Here is a 14,878-nt window from a genome sequence, read left to right as displayed (position 1 = left end):
GGGGGTCTCTCTCGTTCGCGGGCCGGTCGCGCGGTCGCACGACACGGGGGCAGACCACCACAACCGGGCCCGGCCAACGGCGTCCCGCGTCCCGCCTCACCCGAACCGGTGAACCCGCGCCCGCCCCACCCGCCGCGCCCCGCCACGACGCGACCGCTCCCGTCAGGGGGTCGGGCGCAGCCCGGCCAGGAGGACGTCCAGGGCCAGGTCCACGGCCTCGTCCAGCGGGGTGTCGTCGAGGAGGGAGCCGACGGCGAGGGCGGCCAGGCCGTGCACGGTGGAGAAGGCCACCTGCGCGAGCCGTTCGGGGTCCCCGGCCCGGACCCCTCCCTCGGCCTGGGCCCGGGCGATCAGGCCGGCGGCGACCTCCAGGCAGTGGTGCCCGAGCGCGCGCAGCTCCTCCGGGGAGCCCTCGGCCCGTTTGGCCGTGAACATGAGGGCCAGCAGCGGGGCGTGGCCGACGGCGAACTCGACGTAGGCCCGGCCCAGGGCCGCCAGGCGGGCGGGGACCGGGCCGGGGCCTTCGGCGGCGGTGGTCAGCCGGGCGTTGAGGCGGGTGAACCCGGAGACGGCGAGGGCGTCGAGAAGGGCCTGCCGGTCGCGGAAGTGGCGGGACGGGGCGGCGTGGCTGACGCCGAGGTCCCGGGCCAGGCCGCGCAGGGAGAGCCCGTCGACGCCGGTGTCGGCGAGGACGGCCTCGGCGCGGGCCAGCAGGGCGGTCCTGAGGTTGCCGTGGTGGTAGGACCCCTCGGTCACGGCGTCCCCTCCTGTTCTGGCTGGTCGGTACGGCGGCGGTGCGGTGGAGTGGAGTGGAGTACCGGCCTCGACCCCTCCCCGATGTTGTCGTTGACCACAATGATGTCAGCGCCTACATTCGGAGGAGCAGCGACCATCCCCCACCGGACGGAAGTCTCCCTCATGCCCATGACCTACCGGGGAACCACGGCCCTCATCACCGGGGCCAGCGCCGGACTCGGCGTCGAATTCGCCCGCCAGTGGGCCGCCCGCGGCGCCGACCTCGTGCTCGTCGCCCGCCGCGCCGACCGCCTGGAGGAGCTCGCCGCCGAACTCGCGGCCGCCCACGGCGTCCGCGCCCACGTCGTGACCGCCGACCTGAGCCTGCCCGGCGCCGCCGCCGACCTGCGCACCGAACTCGACAAGCGCGGGCTCGCCGTCCAGACCCTGATCAACAACGCCGGCTTCGGCGCCCACGGCCCCTTCGCGAGCTCGGACGCCGACCGGGTCGGCGAGATGATCCGCCTCAACGTCACCGCCGTCGCCGAACTCAGCCGCGCCTTCCTGCCCGACCTCCTCGCCGACGGGCGCGGGGCCCTCGTCAACGTCGCCTCCGCGGCCGGCTACCAGCCCACCCCCGCCATGGCCGTCTACGGCGCCTCCAAAGCCTTCGTCCTGCACTTCACCGAGGCCCTCGCCCACGAGAACCGCCACGCCGACCTGCGCGTCCTGGCCGTCTCCCCCGGTCCCGTCGGCACCGAGTTCTTCGACGTGGTCGGCACCCGCAAGGCCGCCGTGGGCCGCATGGCCACCGCCGAACAGGTGGTCGCCACCGCCCGCCGCGCCCTGGAGGGGCGCCGCACCCCGCCCAGCGTCGTCGTCGGCTGGGCCACCCGCCTGTCCGTCCTCGCCTCCGCCGCGGCCCCCCGCCGCCTCGCCCTGGCCGTGGCGGGCCGCGCGCTCGGCGCCTGACCCGCCCGCCCGCCCGACCCGCCCGCCCGACCCGCCCACCCGGCCCGGACGCGGCCCCGGGCTCAGCCCGGGAGGCCGGCCGGGCCGGCAGCGGCCCGTTCGTCGCCTCCGGCCGTCCCCGCCGGATCCGCCGCCCGCCGCTCCCTCCGGCGCGGCCACGGGAGCAGCAGCAGGGAGGCCACCGCCGCCAGGGCGCACCACGTGGAGACGAACTCCAGCCGCCACAGCGCCGCGCACCCGGCCGCCCCCACCCCGGTCACGAGGCCCAGCCGGCGCAGCGCCCGGTCCTCGGCGAGCAGCAGGGCCCCGATGGTGGCCAGGAGGTAGCCGGCGAGCAGCGGGAGCCCGTGCGGGAGGTCCACGCCGTAGCCGATCCGGCGGCCCCGGATCTCGGCGGTGACGGTGCCCCCGGCGAGGTGGGCGGCCAGGAGGGCGGAGGTGAGGAGGCCGAGCAGCACCGGCGGGTACAGCCGCCGGGGTCGGGGCGGGGCGGCGGCCAGGAGCACGCCGAGCGGGACCCAGGCGGGCAGCAGCGGCAGGGCGATCACGGCCCAGAGGGTGACGACGGGCCCGGCGCCGCCCCCGGCGTGCCAGATCGCGGCCTCCACGAGCTGGTGGACGCCCAGGAGCAGTGGGAGGGCGGCGAGGGGGAGGTCGCGGGCGTCGCGGACCCGGGCGAGGCAGACCAGCCCCGCCGTCCCGATCGCGCCGCCCGCCACGAGGTCGGCCGTCATGCTCCAGCACATCGCCCCACTGTCGCGGTCGAGGGCGTGCTCGGGGCCGCTCGCGCGGGGCGCGGGCCGGGATTTCCGCCGTTCGGTCCCGCGCGCGGCACGTACCGGGACGTGCGGGGTCACGGGGTCACGGGGGGCCGTGCTGCTCGGGGCGGTCGCCCGTGGTCAGGCCGAGGAGGATCAGGCCGGCGGCGAGGAGGAGGGGGCGGGGCAGGGCGCCGCCGAACAGGCAGGCGCCGAGGCCGAGGGCGGTGCCGGCGCGGCGCAGCCGGACGCCGGCCTCGGGGGTGGTGGCGGGCGCGGCGGCGGGGATCGCGGGTGCGGGCGCGTGGGTCACGGTCACGTTCGCTCCTGGGACGTGCGGGCGGGAACGGCGGCGGGCGGGTCGGGCCGGGGCGAAGCGGCAGGGCCGCCCCCGGTCGGCGGAGGCCGCGAAGGGGATCTCGTCCACGGGGGCCGAGGTCCGAGGTCCGAGGGCGCGGCGGAGCCGAAGGGCAGCGGCACGGGGACGGCGCCGCCGGGGGCGGCCGGGGCGCGGGGACACGTTGGGTCGCGATGGGCGCGTGGGCGGTGACGAACACGGCGCCGCCCGGCCGGTGGACGGTGGTCACGGCCGGCCCCGGGCGCGGGACGGTGCGGGGGCGGGCGGGGCCCGGTGGGGGGGGAGGCCGGCATCGACGCGGATTCCGATCGTCCGTGGCGTGGGGCGACCGGGTCGGGGCCGCCGTCCCTCCCCGGGCCCAGCATGACGGGGCGGGGCCGGCGGGCGCATCGGGGCCGACACCCATGTTCGGTACGGGTGTCGGCCCCTCGGCGTGCGTCTCGGGTGCGGATCTCGCGTGCGCCTCGCGTGCGGTTCGCCCGTGGCTCAGGTGCGTTCGCGGGCGCTCTCGGGGAGTTCGGGGGCCTCGGGGAGTTCGGGCCGGTCGGCGGGGGGCTCGACGGCGGTCGGGGTCGGGCCGGCGGGGCCCGGGTCGCGCGGGGCGCGGCGGGCGGCGATCCGGGCGGCGACGGGTTCGGTGTAACGCGCCGTCAGGGGGCCGACGATCACGAGGATCAGCACGTACGCGGTGGCGAGCGGGCCGAGTTCGGGGGCGACGCCGGCGGTGACGGCCAGTCCGGCGATGACGATGGAGAACTCGCCCCGGGCCACGAGGGTGCCGCCGGCCCGGCGGCGTCCGCGCGGGCCGATGCCGGCGCGTTTGGCGGCCCAGTACCCGGTCGCGATCTTCGTGCCGGCGGTGACCACGGCCAGGGCGAGGGCCGGGAGCAGGACCGGGGGGATGTCGGCGGGGTCGGTGTGCAGGCCGAAGAAGACGAAGAACACGGCGGCGAACAGGTCGCGCAGCGGGCTGAGCAGGGTGTGCGTGCCCTCGGCGACCTCCCCGGACAGGGCGATGCCGACGAGGAACGCGCCGACCGCCGCCGAGACCTGCAACTGCTGTGCCAGGCCCGCGACCAGCAGGGTCAGGCCGAGGACCACGAGCAGCAGTTTCTCCGGGTCGTCGCTGGAGACGAACCGGGAGATGACCCGGCCGTAGCGGACGGCGAGGAAGAGCACGGCGCCGGCCACGCCGAGGGCGATGCCCAGGGTGAGGGCGCCGGCGGCGAGGCTCACGCCGGCGAGGACGGCGGTGAGGATCGGCAGGTAGACCGCCATCGCCAGGTCCTCCAGGACCAGGATGCTCAGGACCACCGGGGTCTCCCGGTTGCCGACCCGGCCGAGGTCGCCGAGGACCTTGGCGATGACCCCGGAGGAGGACACCCAGGTGACGCCGGCCAGCACGATCGCCGCGACCCAGCCCCAGCCCATGAGCAGGGCGGCGGCGGCCCCGGGCAGGGCGTTGAGCGCGAAGTCCACGAGTCCGGCCGGGTACTGGGTCTTGAGGTTGGAGACCAGGTCGGAGGCCGTGTACTCCAGGCCGAGCATCAACAGGAGCAGGATCACGCCGATCTCGGCGCCGATGGCCACGAACTCGGCACTGGCCGGCAGCGGCAGCAGGCCGCCCTCGCCGAAGGCCAGGCCGGCGAGCAGGTAGAGGGGTATCGGCGAGAAGCCCAGCCGGCCGGCGAGCCGGCCGAGGAGGCCGAGGCCGAGGATGATGGCGCCGAATTCGACGAGGAAGAGGGCTGAGTGCACGCGCTCACTCCCGTCCGAGGATCGCGGCGGCGGCGTCGACGCCCTCGCGGGTGCCGATGAGGATGAGGGTGTCCCCGCCGGCGAGCCGGAAGTCGGGGGTCGGGGAGGGGATGGCGGCCGAGCGGCGGAGCACGGCCACGACGGAGACGCCGGTCTCGGTGCGCAGTCGGGTGTCGCCGAGGAGGCGGCCGTTGAAGTGGGCGTGCGCGGAGAGTTCCACGCGTTCGGCTACGAGGCCGAGGTCGGTGGTGTGCAGCAGGTTGGGGCTGTGGTGGGCGGGGGCGAGGGCGTCGCCGATGGCGAGGGCCTCGCCGGCGCTCAGGCGCAGGGAGCGGGCGCAGGCGTCGGGGTCGTCGTCCCGGTAGAGGTTGATGGTGCGGGTGCCGTCCCGGTGCGCGATCACCGACAGGTGTCGGTGTTCGCGGGTGGTGAGGTCGTACTGGACCCCGATGCCGGGCAGCGGTGTCGTGCTCATGCGCGCGACGGACACGGCCGGTCCCCCCTTGGGTGAGTGTGGTCGGGGTGCGATGGCCCCCGTGCGGTCACGTTCCGTGGTGGCGGCCCGGGTCTTGGCAGGTCACCGGGGGCGCCACCGCCGCATGGTGCCACGTTCCGTGACGGCGGAACATGGGTGTCGACACGGATGGACAGCCGCGCGCCGGGCCGGGGACGATGGTCGGGGGCTCGCGTGGGCACGGGACGGACAGGGGCGCGAACTCATGACGCTGTACCGGAGGATCTTCCTCCTCAACGCGGCGGTCCTGGTGATCGCGGTGTGTCTGCTGTTGGGGCCGGTGACGGTGTCGACGCCGGTGCGCTCGGGCGAGGCGCTGGTGGTGGTGGGCGGTCTGGTGGCGGTGCTGGTGGTGAACGCGGCGCTGTTGCGGGTGGGTCTGGCGCCGTTGGGGCGCCTGTCGCGGGCGATGGCGGCGGCGGACCTGCGGCGGCCGGGGGCGCGGCCGGCGGTCGTGGGCCACGGGGAGATCGCGGAGCTGACCGGGACCTTCAACGAGATGTTGGACCGCTTGGAGGCGGAGCGGGCGGCGGGCGCGGGCCGGGTGTTGACGGCGTTGGAGGCGGAACGGGGGCGGATCGCGCGGGAGTTGCACGACGAGGTGGGGCAGACCCTGACCGCCGTGCTGCTCCAGCTCAAGCACGTGGCGGACCGGGTGCCGGAGCCGGTGCGGGAGGACCTGCGGCAGGCGCAGGAGACGACGCGGGCCGGGTTGGACGAGATCCGGCACATCGCGCGCCGGTTGCGGCCGGGGGTCTTGGAGGAGTTGGGGCTGCACAGTGCGCTGCGGTCGTTGGTGGCCGAGTTCTCCGGGCCCCGGCTGCGGGTGTCGGCGCACGTGACGCCGGGGCTGCCCGCGTTGGACCCGACGCGGGAGCTGGTGTTGTACCGGGTGGCGCAGGAGGCGTTGACGAACGCGGCGCGGCACGCGGGGGCCGGGCGGGTGGAGGTGCACCTGCGGGCGCACGGGGAGCACGGGGAGCGCGGGGTGGTGTTGGTGGTGCGCGACGACGGGCGGGGGGTCGGGGACGCGCCGGAGGGGGCGGGCATCAGCGGGATGCGCGAGCGGGCCCTGTTGATCGGGGCGGAGTTGAGCGTGGGCGCGGGGCCGGGCGGGGTGGGCACGCAAGTGCGGCTGGGCACGGCCGGCGCGGCGGCGCACGCGGGGCGGACCTCGTGACGGGCGCGGGCGGGGGCCCGGGGGTCTTCGGTCCGGGGCGGCCGGCGCGGGTGCTGCTGGCGGACGACCACGCGCTGGTGCGGCGGGGGGTGCGGTTGATCCTCGACGCGGAGGAGGACCTGACGGTGGTGGCGGAGGCCGCGGACGGGGCCGAGGCGGTGGCGGCGGCCCGGGCGGACCCGACGCTGGACCTGGCGATCCTCGACATCGCGATGCCCCGCGCGACGGGTCTTCAGGCCGCCCGTGAGCTGGCCCGGTTGCGGCCGGGGCTGCGGATCCTGCTGCTGACGATGTACGACAACGAGCAGTACTTCTTCGAGGCGCTGCGGGCGGGCGCGGGCGGGTACGTGCTGAAGTCGGTGGCGGACCGGGACCTGGTGGAGGCGTGCCGGGCGGCCCTGCGCGACGAGCCGTTCATCTGTCCGGGGGCCGAGCGGGCCCTGATCCGCAGTTGGCTGGAGCGGGCCCGGCAGGGCGACCCGCCGCCCCGGCGGGCGGTGACGGAGCGGGAGGAGGAGATCCTCAAGCTGGTCGCGGAGGGGTACACGTCGCGGGAGATCGGCGACCTGTTGACGATCAGCCCCAAGACGGTGGAGCGGCACCGGGCGAACATTCTCCAGAAGCTCGGGCTGCGGGACCGGCTGGAGCTCACGCGCTATGCGATCCGGGTGGGCCTCATCGAACCGTGAGTTGCGAACGCAACTCTGCGCGGGCACGCAGGCTCACACAAAGGACCGCGATGGGCGCACCTTCCCGAACTCTCCGCCCGAGAGCGGGTTTTCCTTGGTAGAGCCCGTTTTGGTCGAGCCCGGGCATCCTCAAGAGAAGCTCTGATGTGAGGCTCGAATAAGTGACCTCGATCACATCAGGCCCGATACAACCACCGCTGCTTTGCTCTCGGGAACTGCGCTCCGGTACTCAGGGAGGGCCGGTCGGACCGGCCTTCGAAGGCCCTCTCGCTTGTCATGGGCACAGTCTGTGACGGGGTCGTGGGGCCCCACATGAGTACGGGTACTCATACGTACACAGGCCCCTCCCGCCGGCGCCTCCCCTTCACGCGCGCAAGCGGGACACCCCCCTCCGGCGGCCCCCGGAGGCTCCTTGTGGAGCTGATCAACGGCCGCCTAATCTCCGCTGCATTCACCCGGCCGAGAACGAACACGAGGGGGGACTCGTGCGAAAAATCGCGCTTCCTGCCATTGCCGCCCTGTCACTGACGCTGCTCCTGCCGCAGCAGTCCGGCGCGGTCACTCCCGCCCCGCAGCCGCGGGCCGCGGCCGCCGAGACGCCCGACCAGCCGCTCGCCCAGGGCACCCTGTCCACGATCGGCCCCGGCCTGTACTCGACCGCGGACAAGACCTTCCAGGTCTCCGAGAACGACGTGGACGCCGCCCTCGTCGGCCGCCGCCACACCGTCGCCGCGCAGGCCGACGGCAGCCTCGCCAAGCCCGAGTCCGCGCCCGCCGGCCGCACCGAGATGGGCGTCTTCGGCCCCAACTGGGAAGCCGAGTTCGTCGGCGGCCAGCTCAACCGGAAGCTGGAGCAGAAGGGCGACAGCATCGTCGTCACCGACCTCGGCGTCAACGAGAAGATCACCTACGCGCTGAAGTCGAGCATCGACTACCCCGACGGCGGCAGCCTCAAGAAGTACGCCACCGCCGACGGCTCCCAGGTCACCGCGACCGCCAAGTGGAACGACGCCACCGGCACCCTCGTGACCACCGTCGTCGAGGTGCTCGGCGTCGACCTGTCCGCGATCGCCTCCGGCGACGACGCGTTCACCGACGCCGCCGGCAAGCCGATCCCGGCCGCCGACCTCAAGCCCACCTACAAGTGGCAGCAGGCCGCGACCGGCACCGACAAGTGGCGGGTCACCAGCGTCGGCAACAACGTCTACGCCACCGCCGTCCAGTACGACGCCCAGGGCCGCGTCTCCAAGATCTCCAACCCCGCCGCCGGCGACCGCCTCGCCACGTCCACCTCGGTCACGTACGCCGCCTCGACCACCGCCGCCGGCGGCGCCCTCGGCGACTACACCGGCCGGGTCAAGCAGATCAGCGTCACCGAGGGCGCCACCACCCAGACCCTCGCCCGCTACGCCTACGACTCCACCGGCCTGCTGCGCACCGTCACCAACCCCAGCGAGGCCGCCGAGCCGCAGGCCACCTACGCCTACGACGCGACCAAGCGCCTCTCCGACATCACCTCCCCCACCAACGGCAGCTGGGACCTGAGCTTCGCGGCCTCCTCCGCCGCCCCGACCGCCACCGTCGACGGCGAGGCCGTCCCCACCCCGGGCACCCCGGTCGAGGGCGACACCCCGGAGGGCGGCGACGGCACCACCACCGCCCCGCCGGCCTCCGACTTCCCCGGCGGTGAGATCACCGACCCGACCTCCTACCCGTCCAAGTGCAGCCGCGCCCGCGACTGGATGTACTACTGGAAGACCGGCTGCACCTCGAAGGTGGCCCACTACGGCTGGCGCACCCCCGGCTGGAAGACCACCCCGACCGGCTACAAGGTCCGCGGCATCAACCACGACCACTGCACCACCGCGCCCGACAAGCCGCTCGGCTACAACTTCATCCCCTCCTGCGACATGCACGACTACGGCTACGGCCTGATCGGCAACTCCTACAAGGGCTACCGCTACTACCTGTCGCGCAACAAGGGCCTGGCCGTGGACGCCGTCTTCTACAGCACCCTCTACAGCAAGACCTGCCCCGCCTACTTCTGGAAGAGCACCTGCCGCTCCCTCGCCAACACCTACTACGGCGCGGTCACGGTGTTCGGGCGGGCCAAGAACGGCGCGAACGCCACCCACTGACCCGGGCGGTCCCGCAGCACCCGCGCACCGGGCCGGGCGGCGCCCACCGACGCCGCCCGGCCCCGCAAACCCAACCCCCACCCCCTCCCCGGGCCACGCCGTGCCCCCTGCTCCCCGAGGCACCATGAAGAAGAAGATCCGGGCCACGCTCGTCGCCCTCGCGATGAGCACGTCCCTCGGCGCGATACCGGCCCAGGCCCTCGCGCTGCCGAACACCACCGCCGCCGCGGCCCCGGCCGCGACCGTCGACCCGCCGCTGTACGAACGGGCCGCCGCCGCGGGCGAGGTCCGCGTCAACGTGCTCACCAAGAGCCGCGAGGACCTCCCCGAGGCCGCCGCCGCGGGCGAGACCCGCCAGGACTTCGCGTCGCTGCCCGTGGTGACCCTCTCCGTGGACAAGGCGGGCCTGGACCGGCTCGCCGCCCAGCCCGGCGTGGTCTCCGTCACCGAGGACCGGCCCGAACGCGCCACCCTCGACGAGAGCGTGCCCCTGATCGGCGGCGACACCGCGTTCGCGGCGGGCAAGACCGGCGCGGGCACCGCCGTCGCCGTCCTCGACACCGGCGTCGCCTCCCAACACCCCTTCCTCAAGGGCCGCGTCAAGGCCGAGGCGTGCTTCTCCCCGATCGACGCCGACCTCGGCGCGAGCAGCCTCTGCCCGGACGGCACCCCCGCCCAACAGGGCCCCGGCTCCGCCGACACCGACACCGGCCCCTGCGCCCAACTCCCCGCCTGCGACCACGGCACCCACGTGGCCGGCATCGCCGCCGGCAAGGGCACCGGCTCGGGCGGCTCCCCGAAGAACGGCGTGGCCCCCGGCGCCGACATCGTCGCCGTCCAGGTCTTCTCCCGCTTCGACACCACCGACGCCTGCGGCGGGGAGGCCCCGTGCGTGGCCAGCTTCCCCAGCGCCCAACTCGCGGCGCTGGAGCACGTGGCCAAGCTCAAGCAGGCCGGCACCCCGATCATCGCGGCCAACCTCAGCCTCGGCGGCGGGCACTACACCGCCGCCTGTGACGGCGACGTCCGCAAGGCCGCCGTCGACAAGCTCCTCGCCGCCGGCGTGGCCACCGTCGTCGCCGCCGGCAACAACGGCTACACCGACGCGGTCAGCGTGCCCGGCTGCGTCTCCACCGCCGTCACGGTCGGCTCCACCACCGACGACGACGAACTGTCCGCCTTCACCAACCGGGGCCCGCTGCTCGACCTCTTCGCCCCCGGCACCGGCATCGTCTCCTCCGTGCCCGGCGGCCAGTACGCCTCCAAGAACGGCACCTCGATGGCCACCCCGCACGTCACGGGCGCCCTCGCCGTACTGAAGCAGGCATACCCGACCAAGAGCGTCACCGAGCTGACCGCCCTGCTGAAGAACAGCGGCCGCGGCATCGTCTACACCGGCGCCACCACCCCCCGCGTCGACCTCGGCACGGCCCTCGGCGGCGGCGGCAACACCCCCCGGCCCTCCGGCATGACCGACTTCAACGGGGACGGCGTCGAGGACCTCGCGATCTCCGACACCCAGGCCACCGTCGGCACCGCGACCAACGCCGGACTGATCCGCGTCCTGTACGGCGGGGGCAAGGGCACCGCCGAACTGAGCCAGGACCTGGACTGGATCCCCGGCGGCTCCGAGGCCAACGACTACTTCGGCGAGACCCTCGCCACCATCGACTGGAACAAGGACGGCTTCACCGACCTGATCGCCGGCACCCCCGCCGAGGACCTCGGCACCGCCGCCGACGCGGGCATGGTCGACATCCTGTACGGCTCCGCCGGCGGCCTCGGCGCGGGCACCCAGAAGGTCACCCACTTCGAACAGGGCATGGGCCCCGGCTCCCTAGCCTCCTCCGTCCACCAGGCCGGGGACCGCATGGGCCACTCCCTCGCGGCGGCCGTCAACGACGCCGGCCGGCCCTACCTGCTGATCGGCGCCCCCGGCGACACCGTCGGCAGCGTCGTCGGCGCGGGCAGCGTCTTCTACGCCACCGGGAACACGAGCCTCACCATCAGCCAGGCCACGCCCGGCGTGTCCGGCGACCCCGAGAAGGGCGACAACTTCGGCCGGGCCGTCACCGCCGACGCCAACTACGCCGCCGTCGGCGCCCCCAACGAGGCCATCGGCACGGACGCGCAGGCCGGCGGGGTCGTCCTCTTCGACGCCAACCGCTTCGACGCCGACGGCCGCCCCGCCCCGCTCTCCTGGATCGACCAGGACAGCACCGTGATCTCCGGCGACGCCGAACCCGGCGACCAGTTCGGCTACTCCCTGGCCATCGCCCCCTTCCGCGCCACCGGCGCCGCCGCCCCCACCGAATCCATCATCGCCATCGGCTCCCCCGGCGAGGGCGTGAGCGTGGCCGGCGCGAACCAGGCCGGCGCGGGCCGCGTGGTCCAGCTCCGCGTCAAGGCCGACGGCACCTGGAGCTACCTGCGCGAACTCATGCAGGGCACCGCCGAGGACGACGTCTCCGGCACCTCCGAGCCCGGCGACCGCTTCGGCGAGACCCTGACCGCCGTCAACACCGCCCCCGGCTCCGTGAGCACCGTCGCCTCCATGCGGCTCGCGGTCGGCGTCCCCGGCGAGGCCCTGGGCACCACGGTCAAGGCCGGCGCGATCCAGACCTTCTCGCTGGCCGGGGCGGCCGGCCCCAACGACAAGTGGATCGAGGCCGGCTACGGCGGCGGCATCCCGGGCCCGCCCGGCGCCAACCAGCAGCTCGGCAAGAACATCCACTTCACCGCCACGAAGCTGTACGTGGGCATGCCCTTCGGCCCGAACGCCGCCGGCGCGCTGTACGCGCTGCCGATGTCCAACGTCACCCAGGGCGGCACCGCCGCCCCGGTGACCGTGTACAAGCCCGGCGCCGGCGGCCTGCCGGCCAACGGCGTGGCCTTCGGCTACTCGGCCCGCTAGCCAGCACATCACGCGCGTGCCCCGACCCCCTCACCGGGGGCCGGGGCACGCGCGCGTCCCGGGCCCGGTCAGCCGGCCCCGGTGAGCGCCCGCAGGGCCCGGACCAGCGCGTCCGCCCCGGCCTCCGCCTTCGCGCGGGCGCAGCCCACGTTCAGGCGCACGAAGCCGGCGCCCTCGGGCCCGTAGACCGTGCCCGGCATGATCGCGACCCCCTGGTTCCCGATCAGCTCCCGTTGCAGGGCCGCGTCGTCCACGCCCAGCGGGCGCAGGTCGATCCAGGCCAGGTAGCCGGCCCCCGGCGGGGTCCAGGCCAGGGCCGGGAAGGCGGTGTTCAGGCGGTCGGCGACCATCCGCAGGTTCTCGCCGACGTACGCGGTGAGCGCGTCGAGCCAGGGCCCGCCCTCACGGTAGGCCGCGATGTGGCCGACGAGGGAGAGCACGGCCGGGGAGGACAGGCCGTCGGCGTCCTTGAGCCGGGTGAGGTACGCCTCGCAGGACTCCTCGTCCCCGAAGATCCCGTAGCTGCCGGTCAGCGCGGGGATGTTGAAGGATTTCGACGCGGAGGTGACCACGGCCCAGCGGGTGCCGGGACGGGCGTGCCGGGGCCACGGGCGGTGCCGGTGCGGGTCGTGGGCGAGGTCGGCGTGGATCTCGTCGCTGACGACGGCCACGCCGTGGGCCGCGCACCGGTCGGCGAGCCAGTCCAGTTCCTCCGCCGTCCAGACGTGTCCGGTCGGGTTGTGCGGGGAGCAGAGCAGCAGCACGGTGGTGTCGGGGCGGGCCAGTTCGCGTTCGGTGGCCTCGCGGTCGAACAGCGGCGCGCCCCGGAACTCGCGGCCGTTGGCGGCCAGCAGGCGCGGGAAGGCGTCGTAGGCGGGGGTGTGGACGAGGACCCCGTCGCCGGGCTCGGACCAGAGTTCCAGGATCCGGGCCACCTGGTAGAGGACGGCCGGGGCGTAGGCGATCCGCCGGGTGTCCACGGGGGTGTCGTGCCGGGTCGCGTACCAGTGGGCGACGGCGTCGAGGAAGTCGGCGTGCCGCCAGCGGGAGTAGCCGAGGACGGCGTGGTCGAGGCGGGCGCGCAGGGCGGTCATCACCTCGGGGGCGACGGCGAGGTCGCTGTCGGAGATGGTGAAGGGGAGGAGGTCGGGGGTGCCGAAGCGGTCCTCGACGTAGTCCCACTGGGTGCACCAGGTGCCGCGCCGGTCGATCACGGTGTCGAAGTCGTACCCGTCGTTCTCGTGGGTCATGGTTCAGCCCGCCGGGGTGAGTGCGGCCAGGGCGTCCTTCACGGACTGGACCTGGGGGCCGATGATCACCTGCACGTTGTGGCCGTCGAGGCGGACGACGGCGAGGGCGCCCAGGGCCTTGAGCCGGGGTTCGTCGAGCCGGTCTGCGTCCTCCACGGTGAGGCGCAGCCGGGTGATGCAGTTGTCGAGGCTGGTGATGTTGGCGGGGCCGCCGAGGGCTTCGAGGATGGCGACGGGGTCGTACTTGCCGGCGACCAGGCGCACGGGCTCGCCCGTTCCGGCGGCCTCGCGCGCCGGCTCGGCGGCGGGGGCGGCGGGCGGGGTGTCCTCGCGGCCGGGGGTCTTGAGGTCGAAGCGGGTGATGGCCCAGCGGAAGAGGAAGTAGTAGACGGCGAACCAGACGGCGGCGATGACGGGGACCAGGTACCACTTGGTGGTGGTGCCCTGGAGGACGCCGAAGACCAGCAGGTCGATGAGGTTGCCGTCGGTGTTGCCGATGTACACGCCGAGGACGGCGGCGGTGAGGAAGCCGAGGCCGACGAGGACGGCGTGGATCAGGTACAGCCAGGGGGCGATGAAGAGGAAGAGGAATTCCAGCGGTTCGGTGACCCCGCCGATGACGCAGGCGACGACGCCGGAGATCAGCAGGGCCTTGATCTCGGGGCGCATGGCGCGCTTGGCGCAGTGGTACATGGCCAGGGCCGCGCCGGGCAGTCCGCCGAGGTAGGCGGCCATCTTGCCCTGGGAGAGGAACTGGGTGGCGGTGTGGGCGGCGCCGGAGGGGGTGGGGCAGGAGAGCTGGGCGTAGAAGAGGTTGAGGGCTCCGCTGACGTGTTCGCCGCAGACGAGGCCGGAGCCGCCGGCGTCGGTGAAGCGGAACAGGGCCACCAGGATGTGGTGCAGGCCGATCGGGCGGAGCAGGACCTCGCCGGCGCCGAAGAAGAACGGGCCGAGGACCCCGGCGTGGGCGATGCCGGAGCCGAGGGAGGCGATGCCGGCGCCGAGGGTGGGCCAGATCAGCGGGACGAGGAGGCCGAAGGCGCTCATGACGAGGGCGGAGACGATGGGCACGAACCGCAGGCCGCCGAAGAAGGCGAGGGCGTCGGGCATCCGCTTGGTGCGGTAGCGGCGGTGCAGCAGGGCCACGACGACGCCGACGGCGACGGCCCCGAGCAGGCCGGTGTCGATGGACTTCACGCCGAGCACGTCGGCGATGCCGTAGTGCGCGATGGCGTCCTTGTCCGCGAGGTCGACGCCGCGCGCGGTGAGGAAGAAGTTGACGGCGAGGTTCATGGAGGCGAAGCCGACGAACCCGGAGAAGGCGGCGACGCCCTTGTCCTCGCGGGCCAGGCCGAGGGGGATGGCCATGGCGAAGAGGACGGGGAGGAACTTGAAGGCGACCAGTCCGGTGTTGGCCATCCACGTGAAGACCAGGTGGAAGCCCTCGCCCTTGAGGAAGGGCAGGTTGCCGGTGACGGCGTCGCTGGAGAGCGAGGATCCGACGCCGAGCATGATGCCGCAGAAGGCCAGCAGGGCGACGGGCAGCATGAAGGTCTTGCCGAGGCCCTGGAGGAATTCCCAGAGGGCGGCCTTCGCCTTGGTCACGGTGACT

The 14,878-nt window shown here is 74.4% G+C and carries 12 protein-coding genes; 5 read left to right on the top strand and 7 right to left on the bottom strand.

The features are described from left to right. Positions 1-162: 162 nt before the first annotated feature. Entirely contained in the window at positions 163-756 is a 594-nt protein-coding gene (locus ACN20G_RS32480; protein ID WP_424216826.1) for a TetR/AcrR family transcriptional regulator, read from the bottom strand. 162 nt (positions 757-918) lie between these two features. On the opposite strand from ACN20G_RS32480, the gene ACN20G_RS32475 reads away from it, so the two are divergent. Further along, the gene (locus tag ACN20G_RS32475) at positions 919-1,707 is read left to right on the top strand and encodes an SDR family NAD(P)-dependent oxidoreductase (RefSeq protein ID WP_424216825.1); all 789 of its coding nucleotides are present in this window, start codon (positions 919-921) and stop codon (positions 1,705-1,707) included. A 62-nt stretch (positions 1,708-1,769) separates the two neighbouring features. Here ACN20G_RS32475 and ACN20G_RS32470 read toward each other — a convergent pair whose 3' ends face one another. From ACN20G_RS32470 to ACN20G_RS32455, 4 genes are all read right to left on the bottom strand, one after another. After that, on the bottom strand, positions 1,770-2,453 hold the full coding sequence (locus tag ACN20G_RS32470; protein ID WP_424216824.1) for a DUF6629 family protein: 684 nt from the start codon (positions 2,451-2,453) through the stop codon (positions 1,770-1,772). A gap of 115 nt (positions 2,454-2,568) precedes the next feature. Next, positions 2,569-2,784, bottom strand: a complete 216-nt coding sequence (locus ACN20G_RS32465) for a hypothetical protein (protein ID WP_424216823.1) — start codon at positions 2,782-2,784, stop codon at positions 2,569-2,571. Positions 2,785-3,309: 525 nt separating this feature from the next. Continuing rightward, positions 3,310-4,581, bottom strand: coding sequence for a cation:proton antiporter (locus tag ACN20G_RS32460; protein ID WP_424216822.1), 1,272 nt, complete (start codon positions 4,579-4,581; stop codon positions 3,310-3,312). A gap of 4 nt (positions 4,582-4,585) precedes the next feature. After that, positions 4,586-5,056, bottom strand: a complete 471-nt coding sequence (locus ACN20G_RS32455; RefSeq protein ID WP_424216821.1) for a cation:proton antiporter regulatory subunit — start codon at positions 5,054-5,056, stop codon at positions 4,586-4,588. A 244-nt stretch (positions 5,057-5,300) separates the two neighbouring features. Here ACN20G_RS32455 and ACN20G_RS32450 point away from each other — a divergent pair, with 244 nt between their 5' ends. From ACN20G_RS32450 to ACN20G_RS32435, 4 genes are all read left to right on the top strand, one after another. Then, complete coding sequence (locus tag ACN20G_RS32450; RefSeq protein ID WP_424216820.1) at positions 5,301-6,275, top strand: HAMP domain-containing sensor histidine kinase; 975 nt, start codon at positions 5,301-5,303, stop codon at positions 6,273-6,275. Further along, the gene (locus ACN20G_RS32445; RefSeq protein WP_424216819.1) at positions 6,272-6,964 is read left to right on the top strand and encodes a response regulator; all 693 of its coding nucleotides are present in this window, start codon (positions 6,272-6,274) and stop codon (positions 6,962-6,964) included. The genes ACN20G_RS32450 and ACN20G_RS32445 overlap by 4 nt, the downstream gene beginning before the upstream one ends. A gap of 485 nt (positions 6,965-7,449) precedes the next feature. After that, on the top strand, positions 7,450-9,102 hold the full coding sequence (locus tag ACN20G_RS32440) for a phospholipase A2 (RefSeq protein WP_424216818.1): 1,653 nt from the start codon (positions 7,450-7,452) through the stop codon (positions 9,100-9,102). A gap of 124 nt (positions 9,103-9,226) precedes the next feature. Further along, on the top strand, positions 9,227-12,016 hold the full coding sequence (locus ACN20G_RS32435) for a S8 family peptidase (protein WP_424216817.1): 2,790 nt from the start codon (positions 9,227-9,229) through the stop codon (positions 12,014-12,016). A gap of 68 nt (positions 12,017-12,084) precedes the next feature. On the opposite strand, the gene ACN20G_RS32430 is transcribed toward ACN20G_RS32435, so the two are convergent. Then, the gene (locus ACN20G_RS32430) at positions 12,085-13,266 is read right to left on the bottom strand and encodes a MalY/PatB family protein (protein WP_424216816.1); all 1,182 of its coding nucleotides are present in this window, start codon (positions 13,264-13,266) and stop codon (positions 12,085-12,087) included. A gap of 3 nt (positions 13,267-13,269) precedes the next feature. Continuing rightward, the gene (gene malX / locus ACN20G_RS32425; protein ID WP_424216815.1) at positions 13,270-14,871 is read right to left on the bottom strand and encodes a maltose/glucose-specific PTS transporter subunit IIBC; all 1,602 of its coding nucleotides are present in this window, start codon (positions 14,869-14,871) and stop codon (positions 13,270-13,272) included. Positions 14,872-14,878 lie beyond the last annotated feature (7 nt).

Source organism: Streptomyces dryopteridis (genome assembly GCF_049606955.1).
Classification (GTDB): domain Bacteria; phylum Actinomycetota; class Actinomycetes; order Streptomycetales; family Streptomycetaceae; genus Streptomyces.
This window is presented reverse-complemented; position numbering and strand designations above follow the sequence as displayed.

What these genes read in the sequence shown, in the direction of transcription:
- ACN20G_RS32475 (WP_424216825.1), top strand. Translation starts at nt 919, where the DNA reads ATGCCCATGACCTACCGGGGAACCACGGCCCTCATCACCGGGGCCAGC.
- ACN20G_RS32470 (WP_424216824.1), bottom strand. Translation starts at nt 2,453, where the DNA reads ATGTGCTGGAGCATGACGGCCGACCTCGTGGCGGGCGGCGCGATCGGG.
- ACN20G_RS32455 (WP_424216821.1), bottom strand. Translation starts at nt 5,056, where the DNA reads ATGAGCACGACACCGCTGCCCGGCATCGGGGTCCAGTACGACCTCACC.
- ACN20G_RS32450 (WP_424216820.1), top strand. Translation starts at nt 5,301, where the DNA reads ATGACGCTGTACCGGAGGATCTTCCTCCTCAACGCGGCGGTCCTGGTG.
- ACN20G_RS32435 (WP_424216817.1), top strand. Translation starts at nt 9,227, where the DNA reads ATGAAGAAGAAGATCCGGGCCACGCTCGTCGCCCTCGCGATGAGCACG.
- ACN20G_RS32430 (WP_424216816.1), bottom strand. Translation starts at nt 13,266, where the DNA reads ATGACCCACGAGAACGACGGGTACGACTTCGACACCGTGATCGACCGG.